14 protein-coding genes are annotated in these 15578 nt (G+C 71.9%); 7 read left to right on the top strand and 7 right to left on the bottom strand.

Annotated features, from left to right (window positions below; all coding sequences use genetic code 11):
* From ABZU91_RS15495 to ABZU91_RS15505, 3 genes are all read right to left on the bottom strand, one after another.
* Window positions 1-562 (bottom strand): 4Fe-4S dicluster domain-containing protein (locus ABZU91_RS15495; RefSeq protein WP_355239850.1); only part of this gene is annotated, 562 nt, incomplete at its 3' end.
* A gap of 3 nt (window positions 563-565) precedes the next feature.
* The gene (gene fdh / locus ABZU91_RS15500) at window positions 566-3841 is read right to left on the bottom strand and encodes a formate dehydrogenase (RefSeq protein WP_355239853.1); all 3276 of its coding nucleotides are present in this window, start codon (window positions 3839-3841) and stop codon (window positions 566-568) included.
* Window positions 3842-3942: 101 nt separating this feature from the next.
* On the bottom strand, window positions 3943-4740 hold the full coding sequence (locus ABZU91_RS15505; RefSeq protein ID WP_355239856.1) for a PrsW family intramembrane metalloprotease: 798 nt from the start codon (window positions 4738-4740) through the stop codon (window positions 3943-3945).
* Window positions 4741-4799: 59 nt separating this feature from the next.
* Between ABZU91_RS15505 and ABZU91_RS15510 the strand changes: the two genes are divergently transcribed.
* Together ABZU91_RS15510 and ABZU91_RS15515 are read left to right on the top strand one after the other, a co-directional pair.
* On the top strand, window positions 4800-5351 hold the full coding sequence (locus tag ABZU91_RS15510; RefSeq protein WP_355239859.1) for an NUDIX domain-containing protein: 552 nt from the start codon (window positions 4800-4802) through the stop codon (window positions 5349-5351).
* A 108-nt stretch (window positions 5352-5459) separates the two neighbouring features.
* A complete protein-coding gene (locus ABZU91_RS15515) occupies window positions 5460-6173 on the top strand; it encodes a permease-like cell division protein FtsX (RefSeq protein ID WP_355239862.1) in 714 nt (237 codons plus the stop codon).
* Between the two features lie 40 nt (window positions 6174-6213).
* Here the strand turns inward: ABZU91_RS15515 and ABZU91_RS15520 are convergent, their stop codons facing one another.
* A complete protein-coding gene (locus ABZU91_RS15520) occupies window positions 6214-7098 on the bottom strand; it encodes a LysR family transcriptional regulator (protein ID WP_355239865.1) in 885 nt (294 codons plus the stop codon).
* Between the two features lie 82 nt (window positions 7099-7180).
* Between ABZU91_RS15520 and ABZU91_RS15525 the strand changes: the two genes are divergently transcribed.
* Window positions 7181-8428 (top strand): MFS transporter, encoded by a 1248-nt coding sequence (locus ABZU91_RS15525; RefSeq protein ID WP_355239868.1) that lies wholly within the window; start codon window positions 7181-7183, stop codon window positions 8426-8428.
* 37 nt (window positions 8429-8465) lie between these two features.
* On the opposite strand, the gene ABZU91_RS15530 is transcribed toward ABZU91_RS15525, so the two are convergent.
* Window positions 8466-9215, bottom strand: a complete 750-nt coding sequence (locus ABZU91_RS15530; RefSeq protein ID WP_355239871.1) for a glyoxalase — start codon at window positions 9213-9215, stop codon at window positions 8466-8468.
* 166 nt (window positions 9216-9381) lie between these two features.
* On the opposite strand from ABZU91_RS15530, the gene ABZU91_RS15535 reads away from it, so the two are divergent.
* From ABZU91_RS15535 to ABZU91_RS15550, 4 genes are read left to right on the top strand one after another with little or no spacing between them, the layout of a single operon-like run.
* Window positions 9382-10305, top strand: a complete 924-nt coding sequence (locus ABZU91_RS15535) for a hypothetical protein (RefSeq protein WP_355239874.1) — start codon at window positions 9382-9384, stop codon at window positions 10303-10305.
* Entirely contained in the window at window positions 10302-10754 is a 453-nt protein-coding gene (locus ABZU91_RS15540) for an ABA4-like family protein (protein ID WP_355239879.1), read from the top strand. The genes ABZU91_RS15535 and ABZU91_RS15540 overlap by 4 nt, the downstream gene beginning before the upstream one ends.
* A gap of 5 nt (window positions 10755-10759) precedes the next feature.
* Window positions 10760-12004 carry a histidine kinase gene (locus tag ABZU91_RS15545; RefSeq protein WP_355239883.1) on the top strand — a complete coding sequence of 415 codons (1245 nt, stop codon included), beginning with the start codon at window positions 10760-10762 and terminating at the stop codon, window positions 12002-12004.
* Window positions 12001-12627 (top strand): response regulator transcription factor, encoded by a 627-nt coding sequence (locus ABZU91_RS15550; protein WP_355239886.1) that lies wholly within the window; start codon window positions 12001-12003, stop codon window positions 12625-12627. The genes ABZU91_RS15545 and ABZU91_RS15550 overlap by 4 nt, the downstream gene beginning before the upstream one ends.
* A 12-nt stretch (window positions 12628-12639) precedes the next feature.
* On the opposite strand, the gene ABZU91_RS15555 is transcribed toward ABZU91_RS15550, so the two are convergent.
* Together ABZU91_RS15555 and ABZU91_RS15560 are read right to left on the bottom strand one after the other, a co-directional pair.
* Window positions 12640-14430, bottom strand: coding sequence for a gamma-glutamyltransferase family protein (locus ABZU91_RS15555; RefSeq protein WP_355239889.1), 1791 nt, complete (start codon window positions 14428-14430; stop codon window positions 12640-12642).
* Window positions 14431-14530: 100 nt separating this feature from the next.
* Window positions 14531-15517 carry a LuxR C-terminal-related transcriptional regulator gene (locus ABZU91_RS15560; RefSeq protein WP_355239892.1) on the bottom strand — a complete coding sequence of 329 codons (987 nt, stop codon included), beginning with the start codon at window positions 15515-15517 and terminating at the stop codon, window positions 14531-14533.
* Window positions 15518-15578 lie beyond the last annotated feature (61 nt).

Here is a 15578-nt window from a genome sequence, read left to right on the forward strand (position 1 = left end):
ACAACGAACCCGTCGGACACACATCCAAACACGCCGCATGCGTGCAGTGCTTACACACATCCGACATCATCAACCACCGAAAATCCGACCGACCCTCCACGCCCGTGCCCCGCCCCGGCGGCTGCGCCCCCGGCATACCCAGGAACTCGGGGCCGCCCGACATGCGGGCCGCCGCGCCCGGCGAGCCGGGTGGCAGCCCCGGGTCCGTGCCCGTGTCGGTGGCGGTCCGCGCCCCCACGGCCGCCGTCGCCGGGCTGGCCGCCGGCCCGTCCGGGTAACCGTCGAACGCCGGTGTCGCCCAGCCGACCGAGCGGGGCTGCTCGACGAACGCCACGTGCCGCCACGAGTTCGCGGTCAACGCGCCCGTGTTGTCGTACGACATGCCCAGCAGGTCCAGGCCGCTCTCCGGAACGTCGTTCCACTCCTTGCACGCCACCTCACAGGCCTTGCACCCGATACAGACACTCGTGTCGGTGAAGAACCCCATCCGCTGCGGCGCGTCGACGTAACCCGCGTCCGGCGCCGGATCGAGCGGCCCGTACAGGGCGTTGGCGTGGGGCATCGCTCAGTCCTCCCGGTCACTGCTGCTGTCGGCGACGTCCGTCGTGATCGTCGGTGGATAGCGGTGGCTCAGGTCTCCCGACCGTCGCCGGTAGTCGACGACGAGGTCCAGCAGGTCCTGCCCTCTCGGACGTCGGCCGGGCCGCACGTCGCAGGTGCCGACCTTGCTCTCCTGGATCAGGACGTTGGGGTCCAGGGTGATGCCGAACAAGTCGTTGGCCGAGTCGCCGGTGACCAGACCCTCGAAACCGAAGTGGTACGGCAGCCACACCTGGTGCAAGATCCGCCCGTCCACGCGCAGTGGCGTCACTCGGTCGGTCACCAGCACGCGCGCCTCGATGGCCGCGCGGGTGGTGACCAGGTGCGCCCAGTCCAGGTGACTCAGGCCCCGGTGGGCGGCCAACTCGGGTGACACCTCGACGAACATCTCCGGCTGCAACTCGGCCAGCGTGCGGACCGTCCGGCTCATGCCGCCGGCGGTGTGGTGCTCGGTGAGCCGACTGACCGTGAACACGTACGGGAAGACGTCGCTGTGCGGCTCCGGCGGACTCGGGTTCAGGTAGTTGATCGGATCGGTGTAGACCTTGCGGGCCGGGTTGGCCTGCTGGCGGTAGAGCGGGTTACGCACCGGCGACTCGACCGGCTCGTAGTGGGTGGGCAGCGGCCCGTCCAGGACACCGCTGGGCGCGTACAGCCAGCCCTTGCCGTCGCCCTGGAGGATGAACGGATCGTCGCCCGCGATGCCGGCGACACCCGAGGTGTTCGGCGGCGGGCGGTACGAGGGCGGTTTGGTCTTCTCGAAGTCCGGCACGTCGTGGCCGGTCCACTGGGACTTCTCCGGGTCCCACCAGACGTACCTCTTGCGTTCGCTCCACGGGTTGCCGTCCGGGTCGGCCGAGGCGCGGTTGTAGAGGATCCGCCGGTTGGACGGCCAGGCCCAACCCCATTCGGGCGCCACCAGGGACTGTTCGGCGCCGGGCTTGCGGCGGGCCGCCTGGTTCACACCGTCGGCGAACACGCCCGTGTAGATCCAGCAGCCACCCGCCGTGGAGCCGTCGTCAGTCATCTCCGTGTAGCTCGCCAGTGGTCGGCCGGTGGTCACGTCGTACCCGTTGATCTCGCGCAGCACCGACTCGGCGCTCGGCTCCTCGTGCGGACCGTGCGTGGGGTAGTCCCAGGTCAGGTCGAGCAGCGCCCGGTCGCGAGGTCGGATCGAGCGCGCGAGGCGTTCCCTGACGATGCGGCCGAGGTGGTAGAAGAACCACAGCTCGGAGCGGGCGTCGCCCGGCGGCTCGACGGCCTTCTCCCGCCACTGCAACAACCGCTGCGTCTGGGTGAACGTGCCCTCTTTCTCGACGTGCGACGCCGCCGGAAGGAAGAACACCTCCGTCCGGCACTCCTGCGGCAGGATCTCGCCCGTCTCGATCTCCGGACCGTTCTTCCAGAACGTCGCACTCTCGACCAGGAACAGGTCTCGCACGACCAGCCAGTCGAGGTTCGCCATGCCGAGCCGCTGCGCGCGGCCGTGCGCGGAACCCACCGCAGGGTTCTGCCCGAGCAGGAAGTACCCCTTGATCCTCCCGTCGATCATGTTGAGGACCTGCTGGTAGGTCCCGTGGTCACCGGTCATCCGGGGCAGGTAGCCGTAGCCGAAGTCGTTGTCGGCGGTGGCCGCGTCACCCCAGTACGCCTTGAGCAGGTTCACCCCGTAGGCGCGCGCGTTACCCCAGAAGCCCTTCTGGTCGGGGTGCGCGATGCTGCCGATCCACTCGTCGAGGGTCGGATGGTCGGCGTGGTGCGGCATCGGCAGGTAGCCGGGCAGCAGGTTGAACAGGGTCGGGATGTCGGTCGAGCCCTGGATGCTCGCGTGCCCGCGCAGCGCCATCACCCCGCCACCGGGACGGCCCATGTTGCCCAGGAGCAGCTGGATGATCGCCCCGGCGCGGATGTACTGCACACCGACGCTGTGCTGCGTCCAGCCCACCGAGTAGACCAGCATGCCGGTCCGCTCGCGGCCCGAGTTCTCCGTCCAGGCCCGGGCCAGCCCCAGGAACTTGTCCTGCGGGATGCCGCAGACCCGCTCGACCATCTCGGGGGTGTAGCGGGCGTAGTGCCGCTTGAGGATCTGGTAGACGCAGCGCGGATGCCGCAACGTCTCGTCCCGCTTCGTCTGCCCACCCACCGGCGCGCCGTGCGACTCGTGCTCCAGCCCGGCCGCCGTCTCCCGCTGTGTCTCGGTGTCGCGGGTGGAGATGTTCTCCGGGGCGCCCTCGTACTGCCAACTGCTCTGGTCGTAGCTGGCGTTCTCCTCCACGAACCCGGAGAAGAGCCCGTGCAGATCCTCGGTGTCCCGGAAGTCCTCGCCGACGATGGTGGCGGCGTTGGTGTACGCGAGGACGTACTCGCGGAAGTCCAACTCGTTGTCGAGGATGTACCGGATCACCCCACCCAGCAGCGCGATGTCCGTCCCCGCCCGGATCGGCAGGTACGCATCAGCCACCGCACTGGTCCGCGTGAACCGCGGGTCGACGTGGAAGACCTTCGCCCCACGGCGCTTGGCCTCCATCACCCACTGGAAGCCCACCGGATGTGCCTCGGCCATGTTCGAACCCTGGATCACGATGACGTCGGAGTTCGACAGGTCCTGCTGGAACTGGGTGGCGCCGCCGCGACCGAAGCTGGTCCCCAGACCGGGGACGGTGGCGGAGTGTCAAATACGGGCCTGGTTCTCGATCTGCAACGCCCCCATCGCGGTGAACAACTTCTTGATGAGGTAGTTCTCCTCGTTGTCCAGCGTCGCCCCACCCAGACTGGCGATACCCAACGTCCGGTTCAGCGGCCGACCCTCGTCGTCGCGCTCCTCCCAGGTCTCGTCCCGGGCGGCCAGGACCCGGTCGGCGATCATGTTCATCGCCGTGTCGAGGTCGAGGTCCTCCCACTCGGTCCCGTACGGCCGGCGGTAGCGGACCATGGTCTGGCGCAACGGACTCGTCACCAGGCTCTTGCTCGCCGCGCCCTTCGGACACAACCGGCCCCGCGAAATCGGCGAGTCCGGATCACCCTCGATCTGCGTGACCTGCCCGTCCGCGACGAACACCCGCTGACCACAACCCACCGCGCAGTACGGACACACCGACCGCGCCACCGAATCGGCGGTCTCGGTACGAGCCGTCAGCGACAGGGATCGCGCCGACTTGGCGGCGGCGCCCCGCCCGAGCGGGTCGGTGCCGGTGAGCTGGCGATAGAGCGGCCAGCTCTCGACCCAGCGGCGCACCCCCATCGCTGCACCTTCCCGAGAGAAGTCACTGAACGTGAACAGCCCGACACTAGTTGAGGGGTCGGCTCGGGCGCAGCGAGATCAGCGGGAAGGCGACGTGGTGATCACCTCGTCGGATGCTCCACGGCCAGGTGATCGCCGAAGGTGCGGTAGCGGCGTAGCTCCCAGAGCAGCCAGCCGATGCTGACGAGCGCCACGGCGACGAAGACGAACGAGCCGGTGAACGTGTCCCAGAGCGTGTGCAGGACGACGACGCCTCCGAAGGTGCCGAGGAACCCGAGCAGTCGGCGGACACTCGGAGTGGCCAGCAGCGCCCACAGCGCCCCGGCGGTGAGGCCGGTCCACGCGGTGTGCCCGGCCGGCGCGGTCAGCCCCCGGATGAACAGGGTCTGCTCCACCGCGCCGATGTTGCCCTTCGAGCTGAGCAGGGCGGTGAAGGCGTACCCCATCGTCTCCAGGGCGGCGAAGCCCATGCCGGCGGCCACGCCGATGACCAGACCGTCGGACGGCACCCGGCGGCGGTGCTGCGCCAGGGCCGTGAACAGCAGCACCACCGGGACGATCAGCTTCGCCGACTCCTCGATCAGTGCCACGAACAGCATCGGCAGGGTGCCGAGGCCCCGCAGGGTGTCGTACTCCAGGGTGCCGGCGACCACCGTGCCGATCACCCCGCCGAAGAACGCCGACGTCACCAGCACCGACGCCGGCACCTGCCACCGCCCGGTGCGGGCCTGGGCGAAGGTCAGGAACGTCAGGGGCGCCAGGGTCGCGCCGAGCAGGATCAGCGCCGGCACGAAGTTCGGATTCTGGGTGCTGACGAGGGTTCGCAGCACGGCCACATAGAGGATCAGCCCGATGACGAGTACCCCGACCCACGCCCACCGACGAGAACGATCACGCATACCGGGGAGTCTCGCGGATACAGGTTACGAAGACCAGACCCGGTGCTGAGATGAGTGCGATGACCCGCCACGCACCGCCCGGGCTACGGGCACGCCTGGTCGACGAGGGCGTGGCCGTGGCCCGCACCCGGGCGGGCATCGGGACAGCCACAGCCGATGGGCAGCGTGACAGGAGCCGGGCGAGGTGGAATGGTCTCGTGGTGGCCACCTACGACGTCGCCCTCGTGCTGCTCGTCGACCCGTCCGGGGCCGTACTCCTGCAGCATCGTGACGAGCACGCCCCCGTCTCGCCGAACCAGTGGAGCCTTCCGGGCGGCCACCTTGAGCCCGGCGAGTCGCCCGAGCAGGCGGCCCGCCGCGAGCTGCTGGAGGAGACGGGTCTGACCGTCGGTGAGCTGCACCCGTTGTGGAGCGGTCCGCGTCCGCACGAGCCCGGTTTTCCCCACACGGTGACGGTGCACATCTTCCGTGGCGCCACCTTCGCGCGACAGGAGGACGTCGTGCTCGGCGAGGGGCGGGCAATGGTCTTCGTGCCGCGCGACGAGCTATTCAATCGCAAGCTGGCGGCGTCCACCGCGGCGGTGTTGTCGACGCGCCTCGGGGACGCCTGATCCAGGGGCCGGCCAGGCGCCTCCCGGCGTCCATGCCGCATCGGGCATGAGGCGCTCCGGTCGACCTTGGACAGCGGCACCGGCAGATGGTCGTTACGATTTCCGCCCATGCGTCGCCTCGCCCCACCCCTGGCACTGGTCCTCCTGCTCGGCGTGTCCGCCTGCACCTCGAAGCCCCCGAAGCCGACGGAGTTCACGAAGGTCACCCTGGCTGTCTTCCTGGACAGCGACGTCACGGCGGACCGGAAGACCGCCGTGGAGCAGCGCCTCCGATCGATGCCCAGCGTCGAGGAGGTTTCTTTCGAGAGCCGCGACCAGGTGTACGCACGCGAGAAAGAGGCCTTGAAGGACAGTCCCGACCTGTTGGCGGAGATCAAGCCGGAGCACATGCCGGAACTGTTCCACGCCACGGTCACCGACGCACCCATCGCCGAGGCGGTCGAGCTGGTGATGACCGACGTGGACGGCGTCGACGAGGTCGTCCTCAAGGTCGCGGACGTCGACCCCCTGCCCTCGCGGATCGGGATCGTGGTCCGCCTGAAGCCGTCCGCGACCGGCGAGCAGCGGACCGCTGTGGAGCAGGCCGTCCGGGCGCTGCCGACCGCCCGATCGGTCGAGTTCGAGGACCGGGCCGCCGCGTACGAGCGCCTGCGCACGCGCTGCCAGGGCAAGGGCGACCTGACCACGCAGCTCCAACCACAGATGGGCCGCGAGTCCTGGCGGTTCGAGATGCCCCTGGACAAGAAGGGCCCGGGAGTGTCCGAGCTGAGGAAACTCGACGGGGTCGACGCCGTACAACTCGTCCCGCTGATGATGCTGTAGCCACCTGCCTCCCTCGACGGCCGCTGCGGCATCGGGCGGATCAGGGCAGGAACTGGCCGGTCAGGTCGATCAGGGCGCGGGCGGCGGCGCCGAGCGGGCGGTCCACCGGGGTCGCCAGCGATGCCGTCCAGTCCAGGTCGGCGTCGGTGACGGTCAGCGTGCGGACGCCCTCGGCGTCGGCGACGACGAAGCGGGGCAGCAGCGCGATGCCGAGCCCGTGCCGGACGTGGTCGGCGCCGGTGGCGATGTCGGGGATCTCGATGGTGACGCGCCGGGACAGGCCGGCGGTGGCGAACGCCCGGTCGGTCACGGTGCGGTTGCCGTACCCGATCGGGGAGTCGATGAAGTCGAGGCCGGCGAGGTCCCGCAGCGGCACCGCCTGGCGGGCGGCGAGCGGATGATCGTCCGGCACGACGAGGTCGATGACCGAGCGGGCCAGCTCCGTGAGGTGGATCTGCGTCGGCGGCGCGCCGGGCAGTGAGACGAACGCGAGGTCGAGCCGGCGCTCGGTGAGCGCGTCGATGAGCCCCTGCGAGCCGGACGGCGCGACGCTGGTGTGCAGCAGCACCCCGGGGTGTCGGCGGTGGAACTCGCCGAGCAGGGCCGGCAGGTGCAGGAGCCTGGTCGAGGTCATCGTGCCGATCCGCAGGGTGCCACGGAGGCCGCCGTGCACCTCGGCGACGGCGTCGCGGGCGTCGCGGGCCGCGTCCAGGGCGATCCGCGCGCGGGGTAGCAGCGCGAGGCCGGCGTCGGTGAGGAGTACGCGTTTGGAGTTGCGGTCCAGCAGCGCCGCGCCCAGCTCGCGTTCCAGGGTCTTGACCGCCGCGGAGACGGCGGACTGGACGACGTGCAGGCGGACGGCGGCGCGGGTGAAGTTCTGCTCCTCGGCCACCGCGACGAAGTATTCGAGTTGGCGCAGTTCCACGCCACCAAGTATCACTTATCGCGATGGCAACTAGCGTCAACTTTCGTTGGACGTGATGATCGAGTGGGGTGACAGTGGGGTCATGTCGTCAACGACCCTGCCCTCCCGCCAGCCCGCCGCCACGGCTGGCCCTGGCGGAGGATCGTCCCGCCACGGCCGTGGCTTCTGGGTGATCGCCCTGGCGTTCCTCACCGCGATGGCGTTCTGCACGGTGCCGTCCCCGCTCTACCCGCTCTACATGGCCCGGGACGGCTTCTCGACGTTCATGGTCACGATCGTGTTCGCGGCGTACGCGGTCGGCGTGGTGATCAGCCTCCTGCTCGCGGGGCACGTGTCGGACTGGGTCGGCCGCAAGAAGATCCTCATCCCGGCGCTGGCGCTGGAGCTGGTCGCCGCCGCGCTGTTCCTCGGTGACGCGTCCCTGCCGGTGCTGCTGGTCGCCCGCCTGGTGAGCGGGCTGGGCATCGGCATGATCACCGCGACCGCCACCGCGTACCTCCAGGAGCTGCACGCGGCACACCGCCCGGACGCGTCCCGGCAGCGTTTCGAGGTGGTCTCCACAGCCGCGAACATCGGCGGTCTCGGCGTGGGCGCGCTGGTCGCGGGCATCCTCGCCCAGTACGTCCACGCGCCGCTGCGCACCCCGTACCTGGTGTTCGCCGTACTGCTGGCGGTCAGCCTCGTGGCGGTCGCGGTGACTCCGGAGACCGTGCGGGAGCGGCTGGTGAAGCCGGCCTACCGACCACAGCGGATCAGCGCCGACCACGGCGACCCCGCCGGCTACGTGGCGGCGACCGCCGCCGGGTTCGCGTCGTTCGCCGTGTTCGGCCTGTTCACCTCCGTGGCGCCGGGCTTCGTCGCCGGCACGCTGCACCTGCCGTCGCGGGCGCTGGCCGGCGCGGTCGTGTTCGCCGTGTTCGGCGGCGCCGCCGTGGCGCAGAGCCTCACCACCCGACTGCCCGCCCGGGCGAAGGTACGGCTCGGGTTGTCGGCGCAGGCCGTCGGCGTGCCCGTCGTGCTGGTGGGGATGCACACCGCCAGCCTGACCGCGTTCCTGCTCGGCGGTGTGGTCGCCGGTGTCGGTGCCGGCGTGCTGTTCAAGGCCGCCGTCGGCACGGTCGCGGCGATGGCCGTGCCCGCCCGGCGCGGCGAGGCACTGGCCGGGCTGTTCCTCATCGCCTACCTCGGGATGAGCCTGCCGGCCCTCGGCATCGGCGTCGCCACGCGCGCCGTCAGCACGATCACGGCCATGAACTGGTTCACCGGCCTGCTGCTCGCGCTCCTCGCCGGCGTGACGGCGCTGTTCCGCCGCAGCTCCGCCAACCGCTGACCGGGCTGGGGGCCGGGCCCGGCCCCCAGCCAGCGGGTCACCGTGGATCGGGCCAGAAGGGTTCCAGCAGGGCCGGGTCCGCGACAGAGGCCGCCACCTGGGTACGCTCCGACTCCGTCAGCGTCAGTGCGCGCAGCCGGGCGCCCCACTCGGGCACCCGGTCGGACTTGCCGAGCGCCACCGACAACTCGACGAGGGCAGCGAGCGCCATCGCCTGCTCGACCACCGGGGCGTCCTCGGCACGGCGGCGCATCCCCGAGTCGAGCGCCCGGTAGGCGGCCCGGTCGTCGGTCTTGAACTCGCGCAGGATCCGCGCGTTGTCGAGCACCCGGGCCAGGCCCTCAAGCTCCTTCGACCCGCCGTACTCGAGGTCTTTCGGCTCGTCGCGGCGGATGAAGATGATGGTGTTGCCCGACGGGTCGACGACGCTGAACCGCGACGCGCCCGCCCGGAACCGCGTGATCCGGGGCAGACCCTTGACGAGCACCTTGCCGTACGCGCTGCGCATCGCGTCGGCGAAGGCCGCGTGGTACGGCGCCACCGCGTCGACCATCACCAGGGCGCCACCGGTCTGTTCCCGCGCGGGGTCGAGGTCCTTCGACGCGGGCCCGTAGTGCAGGGCGAACCCGCTCCACTGGACGACCAGATACACGTACGGGCGCAACTGCTCGTAGGTCACCTCGAAGCCAAGGGCACGCCAGAACGCCAGGGTCTCCTCCGGTGCCGGGCAGGGCAGCAGCGGCACGGTGGTCTCGTTGGGCTGGACACGGTCCTCGCTGGTCGTCATGGTCACTCCCGGTCCGGTCGGCAGGCCGGCCATTGTGCCAGCACGGGCGGCGGATCGCGCCCGACATCACCTCCTACCCAGGGAGGAGACGCGCTCGGACCAGGGGCCGCAACCGGGGCCTGCGGTCGGACGTGTACGGGAGGGGTGGCCACGAACATCTACAGACATGACTACCGTTCTGCGTCGGGCGGCGCGCTGGAACCGCCCGCTGACCCTCTTCGTGGCCGCGTCGGCAGTGCTCGCCGTCGTCGCCGCCGTCGGCATCCTCGTCGACCCCCGCGTCCTCACCGGGGCGCCGATCTGGCTCAAGCCGTTCAAGTTCGCGGTGTCCTTCGTCGTCTACGGCGCGACGCTCGCGTGGATGCTGTCGCTGCTGCCGCGTCGCAGCCGGGTCGCCGAGTGGGCGGCGGCGAGCATCGTCGCGCTGGCGCTGGTGGAGATGGTGGTGATCGTCGCTCAGGTGATCCGGGGTACGACGAGCCACTTCAACGACACCACCCCGTTGAACGCGGTCCTCTTCGCGGTGATGGGCGCCGCGATCATGGTGCTGTTCGTCGCGCACCTCGTCCTCGGGGTCGTCCTGCTGATCCGGCGGATTCCCGACCGGGTCGCCGCGACCGCCGTCGGGTGGGGACTCGGCCTGTCCCTGCTCGGTATGCTCGCGGCCGTGCCGATGGTGCTTTCGACGCAGGACTCGGGCGTCGAGGGCGTCTCCGGGGCGCACAGTGTAGGTGTGGCCGACGGTGGGCCGGGGCTGCCCGTGGTGGGTTGGAGCAGCACCGGCGGTGACCTGCGGATCGGGCATTTCGTGGGGCTGCACGCCCTCCAGGCCCTGCCGATCCTGGCGATCCTGCTGACCCGGTTCGCGACCCGGCTCGACGCGCGTACCCGCGTCCGGTTGCTGGTCGTCGCGGGCACCGCGTACGGCGTACTCACACTGGTGTTGACCTGGCAGGCCCTGCGCGGACAGCCGCTGCTGCGCCCGGACGCCCGCACCCTGGCCGTCGTCGCGGCCCTGGCGGTGGCGACCGCGACCGCCGTCGGCCTGGTGCTGTCACGTCGTCGCCCGGACCTGGCGCTCGCGGCATGACCGGGGCGCTGTTCTCGCTGACATTCGCGGTGGCCGCGCCGTTCTGGGCGCTGATGATCCTGCTGCCGCGCTGGTCCTGGACGGCCCGGATCGTCGGCTCGCCGCTGATCGTGCTGCCGGTCGTCGTGATCTACGCGCTGCTGGTGATCCCGGCGTTCGGCGCGGTGCTGCCCGCCGTCGCGTCGCCGACCCTCGACGGGGTACGCGAGCTGCTCGGCACCGCCGACGGCGCGGCGGCGGGCTGGGCGCACATGATCGCGTTCGACCTGTTCGTCGGGCGGTGGGCGTGGCTGGACAGCCGGGAGCGGAGGGTGCCGGCGCTGGTCATGGCACCGGTGCTGCTGCTGACGATCCTGCTCGGACCGCTCGGCCTGGCCGCCTACCTGGGCGTACGGGGACGGTGGCCTCGTCCGGCGGTCGCCGCCGTCGACACCGGGCACCTAGGCTGACGGCCGTGGCGTGGTGGGGACGACTGTTCGACGCGCGGGACGCGCGCGTGCGGATGGCGCTGCTCGACCTCAGCGGGCTGGGCTACCTGCTCATCGTGCCCCACTCCGCTTCCGTGCCCACGCCGACACAGTGGACTCTCGCGGTGGCCGCGTTCGCGGCGGCGCTCCTGGCGTACCGCCGTCCGGTGGTCAACCTGGTGGCGCAGACAGCGTTGCTGGCGGTCGCGATCTGCCTCCTCGACGACGTCACCATCAACCAGGTGGGGGCGAGCTGGGCTCTGCTCGAGGTCACCATGCTCGCGGCACGCGCCCGCACCATCTGGCTGGCGGCCGGGCTGCTGATCGTGGTCGACCTGACCGCCAGCATCGGCGACCCGCTGCGCGAGGTCGCCTCCGGCGTCGTCGGGCTGGGCCTGGAGGTCGGCGTCCCGGCGCTGCTCGGCCTGGTCATCCGGGCCAACCGGGAGCTGGGACGGCAGGCGTTGGAGCGGGCGCTGGCCGAGACGCGACGCCGCGAGTCGGACAGCCGGGCGGCGCGCTCCGACGAGCGCGCCGCCATCGCCCGCGAGCTGCACGACGTCGTCGCCCACCACGTGGCGTCGATGGTGCTGCGGGTCGGTGTGGCCCGGCACGTCCTGACCGACCTGGACCCCCGGGTGGGCGAGGTGTTCGACGACGTGCACGGCACCGGCACCGCGGCCCTGTCGGAGCTGCGCCGGCTGGTCGCGGTGCTGCGTCAACCCGACGGGGTACGCGGTGACGCAGCGCTGACCGCGATCGAGCCCTCGGCGCTCCCCTCGGCGCTCGGTGCCGCCGTCGACCGGGCCCGCCAGGGCGGCATCACCGTCGAGGCGGACATCGACGCGGCGATCGGGCGGATCGACGCGGTACGGGGCCTGGCGGTGCTGCGGCTGACCCAGGAGGCGCTGACCAACGTGGCGCGCCACGCCGGGTCGTCCGCGCGGGCGCACCTGGTGGTGGCCGTGCGCGACGGGGCCGTGCACTGGGAGGTGACCGACGACGGGGGTGACCCGGTTGGTGACCACACGTCGACGGCGGTGCCGGCCGGCGGTGGTCACGGCGTCACCGGGATGACCGAACGCGTCGAGGTCCTCGGCGGCCGGTTGGAGGCGGGGCCGGCCGGCACGGGGTGGCGCGTGCGCACCGTCCTGCCGAACACCCTGCCCGCCGAGTCGGCACCCCGCGCCCGCGCGGCACCGGCCGGAACACCCACCCGGAGGCCGGCGTGATCCGCGTCCTGCTGGTCGACGACCAGCACCTGATCCGCGCGGGACTGCGCATGCTCTGCGACGCGCAGCCCGACCTCGAGGTGGTCGGCGAGGCCGACAACGGCCGGGAGGCGGTCACCCTCGCGGCGCGACTCGTCCCCGACGTCGTCGTCATGGACCTGCGCATGCCCGGCGTCGACGGGATCACCGCGACAGGTCGGATCCTCGCCGAACGTCCCGCCACCCGGGTGCTCGTGCTGACCACGTTCGGCGACGACGACCACCTCTACCCGGCGCTGAGCGCGGGCGCGTGCGGCTTCCTGCTCAAGGACGCGCCACCGACCGAACTGTTGGACGGCATCCGGCGGGCCGCCGCGGGCGACAGCCCGTTCAGCCCGGAGGTGCTGCACCGTCTCGTCCAGCGCGCGGTGCACGCCCGCGTCGAGCCGCCCCGGCGGGTGCCGGGGCTGACCGCCCGCGAGCGGGACGTGCTCGACCTGGTCGCCGAGGGCCTGTCCAACACGGAGATCGCCGAGCGGCTCCACATCGGCGTCACCACCGTCAAGACCCACATCACGAGCCTCATGACCAAGACCGAGAGCCCCAACCGGGTACGCCTCGCGCTGTTCGCGCGCGGCGCCTGAGTCCGGGGGCTCCTACCGGCCGCAGGCGTAGCCCTGCATGCCCCTCGGGTTCGCCCCGGCGGCCAGCACCCCCGTGGCCGGGTCCCGGGTCACGGCGCAGAGCCGGCCGAGGCTCCACGCGTCGGCGAGCCGTACCTCGTGCCCGTATCCCCGCAGGGCCGTCACCACTGCGGCGTCGAGCCGGTCCTCCACCAGCAGCACACCGGGCTCGAACTCGCGGGGATAGAACGACGACGGCGGGCTGAGGCTGTGCCAGGCGGGCGCGTCGATGGCCTGCTGGAGGTGCTGGCGGCCGACGAGGTGACGCAGCAGGAAGGGCACCTGCCACTGGTCCTGCTGGTCGCCGCCGGGGGTGCCGCAGGCCAGGACGGGTTCCCCGTCGCGGAGCACCATCGTCGGACTCAGCGTGGTGCGTGGTCGGCGGCCCGGGACGAGCGACGCGGGCAACCCCTCCTCCAACCAGCACATCTGCAACCGGCTCCCGAGCGGAAAACCCAACTCAGGGATCGTCGGCGAACTCTGCAACCAGCCGCCGCTCGGCGTCGCGGAGATCATGTTGCCCCACCTGTCGACGACGTCCACGTGGCAGGTGTCGCCCCGGGTCACCCCGTCGGACCGTACGGTCGGCTCGCCGGTGGTGGGGTCCGGCACGTCGGCCCGGTGGGTGACGCCGGACCGGAGGTGCGTCGGCAGGTGCGGCTGCGCACCCCCGGGACTCCCGGGTCGTAGCGTGCCCGACGCGCGGTCACCGATCAGGGCCGCCCGCTCCCGCGCGTACGCCGGGTTCAGCAGCGCCGCGGCAGGCACGTCGGCGCTGTCGCCGTACCACGCCTCGCGGTCGGCGAACGCGAGCGTCAGCGCCTCGGCCTGGGCGTGGATGCCGGCGGCGCTCGCCGTGTCGTACGCGCCGTCGTCGTCGAGCGCGTCCAGGACGGCCAGCGTCTGGAGCAGCACCGGACCCTGGCCCCAGAACCCGGTCTTGGCCACCGTGTAGCCCTGCCAGTCGAGGGTGGTCGGCGCTTCCCAGGTCGCCGAGTACGCGGCCAGGTCGTCGCCGGTGACCAGCCCGCCGTGCACGCCCCCGCTGGAGTCGCGGAACGGTCGTCGGCTGAACGCGTCGACCGCCTCGGCCACGAAGCCCGTACCCCAGGCGCGGCGCGCCGCCTCGATCTGCGCCTCCCGGTCACCGCCGGCCGCCTGCCCCGCCTCGACGAGTCGGCGCAGGGTGCGGGCGTACTCCGGGTTGGCGAACCGCTCCCCCGCCGCCGGTGGCCGGCCGTCGCGCAGCCAGAGCTGGGCGGACGTCGGCCAGTGCTCCTCGAACAGCGACCGCACGGCCGCCACCGTCGCGCCGACCGCCCCCACCAGGGGGTGACCGGCGGCGGCGTAGCCGATCGCCGGCTCCAGCACGTCCGCGAGGGAGAGGGTGCCGTGCTCGCGCAGCAGCAGGAGCCACGCGTCCACCGCGCCCGGCACGGCCGCCGCGAGCGGACCGGCCCCCGGGACGAGGTCCATGCCGAGGGACCGGAAGTGGCCGATCGTCGCGGCGGCCGGGGCGGGGCCCTGCCCGCACAGCACCGTCGGGCGCGGGTCCCGGGCGGTCGCCACGATGGCCGGCACCTCGCCGCCCGGGCCGTTGAGGTGGGGTTCGACGACGTGCAGAACGAACCCGGCGGTGACCGCGGCGTCGAACGCGTTGCCGCCGCGTTCGAGGACCCCCATCGCGGACTGACTGGCGAGCCAGTGCGTCGACGACACCATGCCGAAGGTTCCCTGCAGGGTCGGTCGGGTGGTGAACGTCATGACAACACCTCACTGGGAGCCCGGTGGCGCTGGGAGGCCGTCGGCGGTCGCCTCCCAGCGGGCAATGCTAGGCCGCTCGGCCATGGCGGATTCCGGCCAGTCACAACCAGCCGCGCCGGGTGGCCTGCACGCCGAGTTGGAACCGGCTGCGCGCGCCCAGCAACTCCTGGAGGCGACTGACCCGGCGGTGCACGGTGCGGTTACTGACGCCCAGGTCACGGGCGATCGCCTCGTCGGTCAAGCCTGCGGTGAGCAGCGCTAGCAGCCGCTGCGTGGCCACCGTCGGCTCGGCGTCCGGTTCGGTGGTGTCGGCGGTGGCGTGGATCGGCGCGCCGAGCCGCCAGAACACCTCGAACAGCTCGGACAGCCCCTCCAGCAGCCGCGAACGGTGCACCAGCATCCCGTCGGTCTCGTCGCCGCTGGCGCGCGGGAGGACGACCAGGCCACGGTCGTCGTCGACGAGCACCATCTTCAGTGGCAGCTCCGGAAAGACGCGCGCCTGCTCACCGGCGGTCACCGTGGCACGCACCGCCGCCAGCATCGCCTCGTCGTGCAACAGCTCACCCTCGTACACGCAGCGGTAGCGTCGGCCGCGGCGCAACGCGTCGTACTGCACCTCCTCCGGGACCCGCGTGGTGTCGCGCAGGTACGGCCCGCGTTCCAGACCCCGCACCTCGGCGCGGGCCCCGGCCTGCAACTGGCGGAACAGCTCGCGGACGGCGTCCTTGCCCTCGATGACCTCGACGAACGCCGCGCCCGTGCCGTGCACCGCGGTGTAGAGCCCGGACAGCGTCTCGGCGGCAGCCCGCGCCCGGGCCGCCTCCATCTCCCGCAGCGCGGCCCAGTTCTCCAGGGCGGTACGCGGTGACCGGACGTGCAGCACGCCGGCGGCGTCGCGGTGCACGGCGCCGCTGCTCAGCAGGCCGGCGAGCGCGCGCGTGGCCCGTGGCGACGCGGTGGTCAGGAACGTCCGCTGCGCCACCGGCGCAACCCGCAGGAGATGTTGGTAGACGTCCACGGCGTCCGCCGTGAGCGGGAGCGATTCCACGTCGAGGGCGGGCGTCACGGCGAGGGGACCGATCCGCATCGGGCGATCGTAGAGCGCCCCGGCGTCGACGGTTTACGCAGGTCGGAGCACATGGATCACG

It is taken from the genome of Micromonospora sp. NPDC005174 (assembly GCF_040608495.1).
Taxonomy (GTDB): domain Bacteria; phylum Actinomycetota; class Actinomycetes; order Mycobacteriales; family Micromonosporaceae; genus Micromonospora.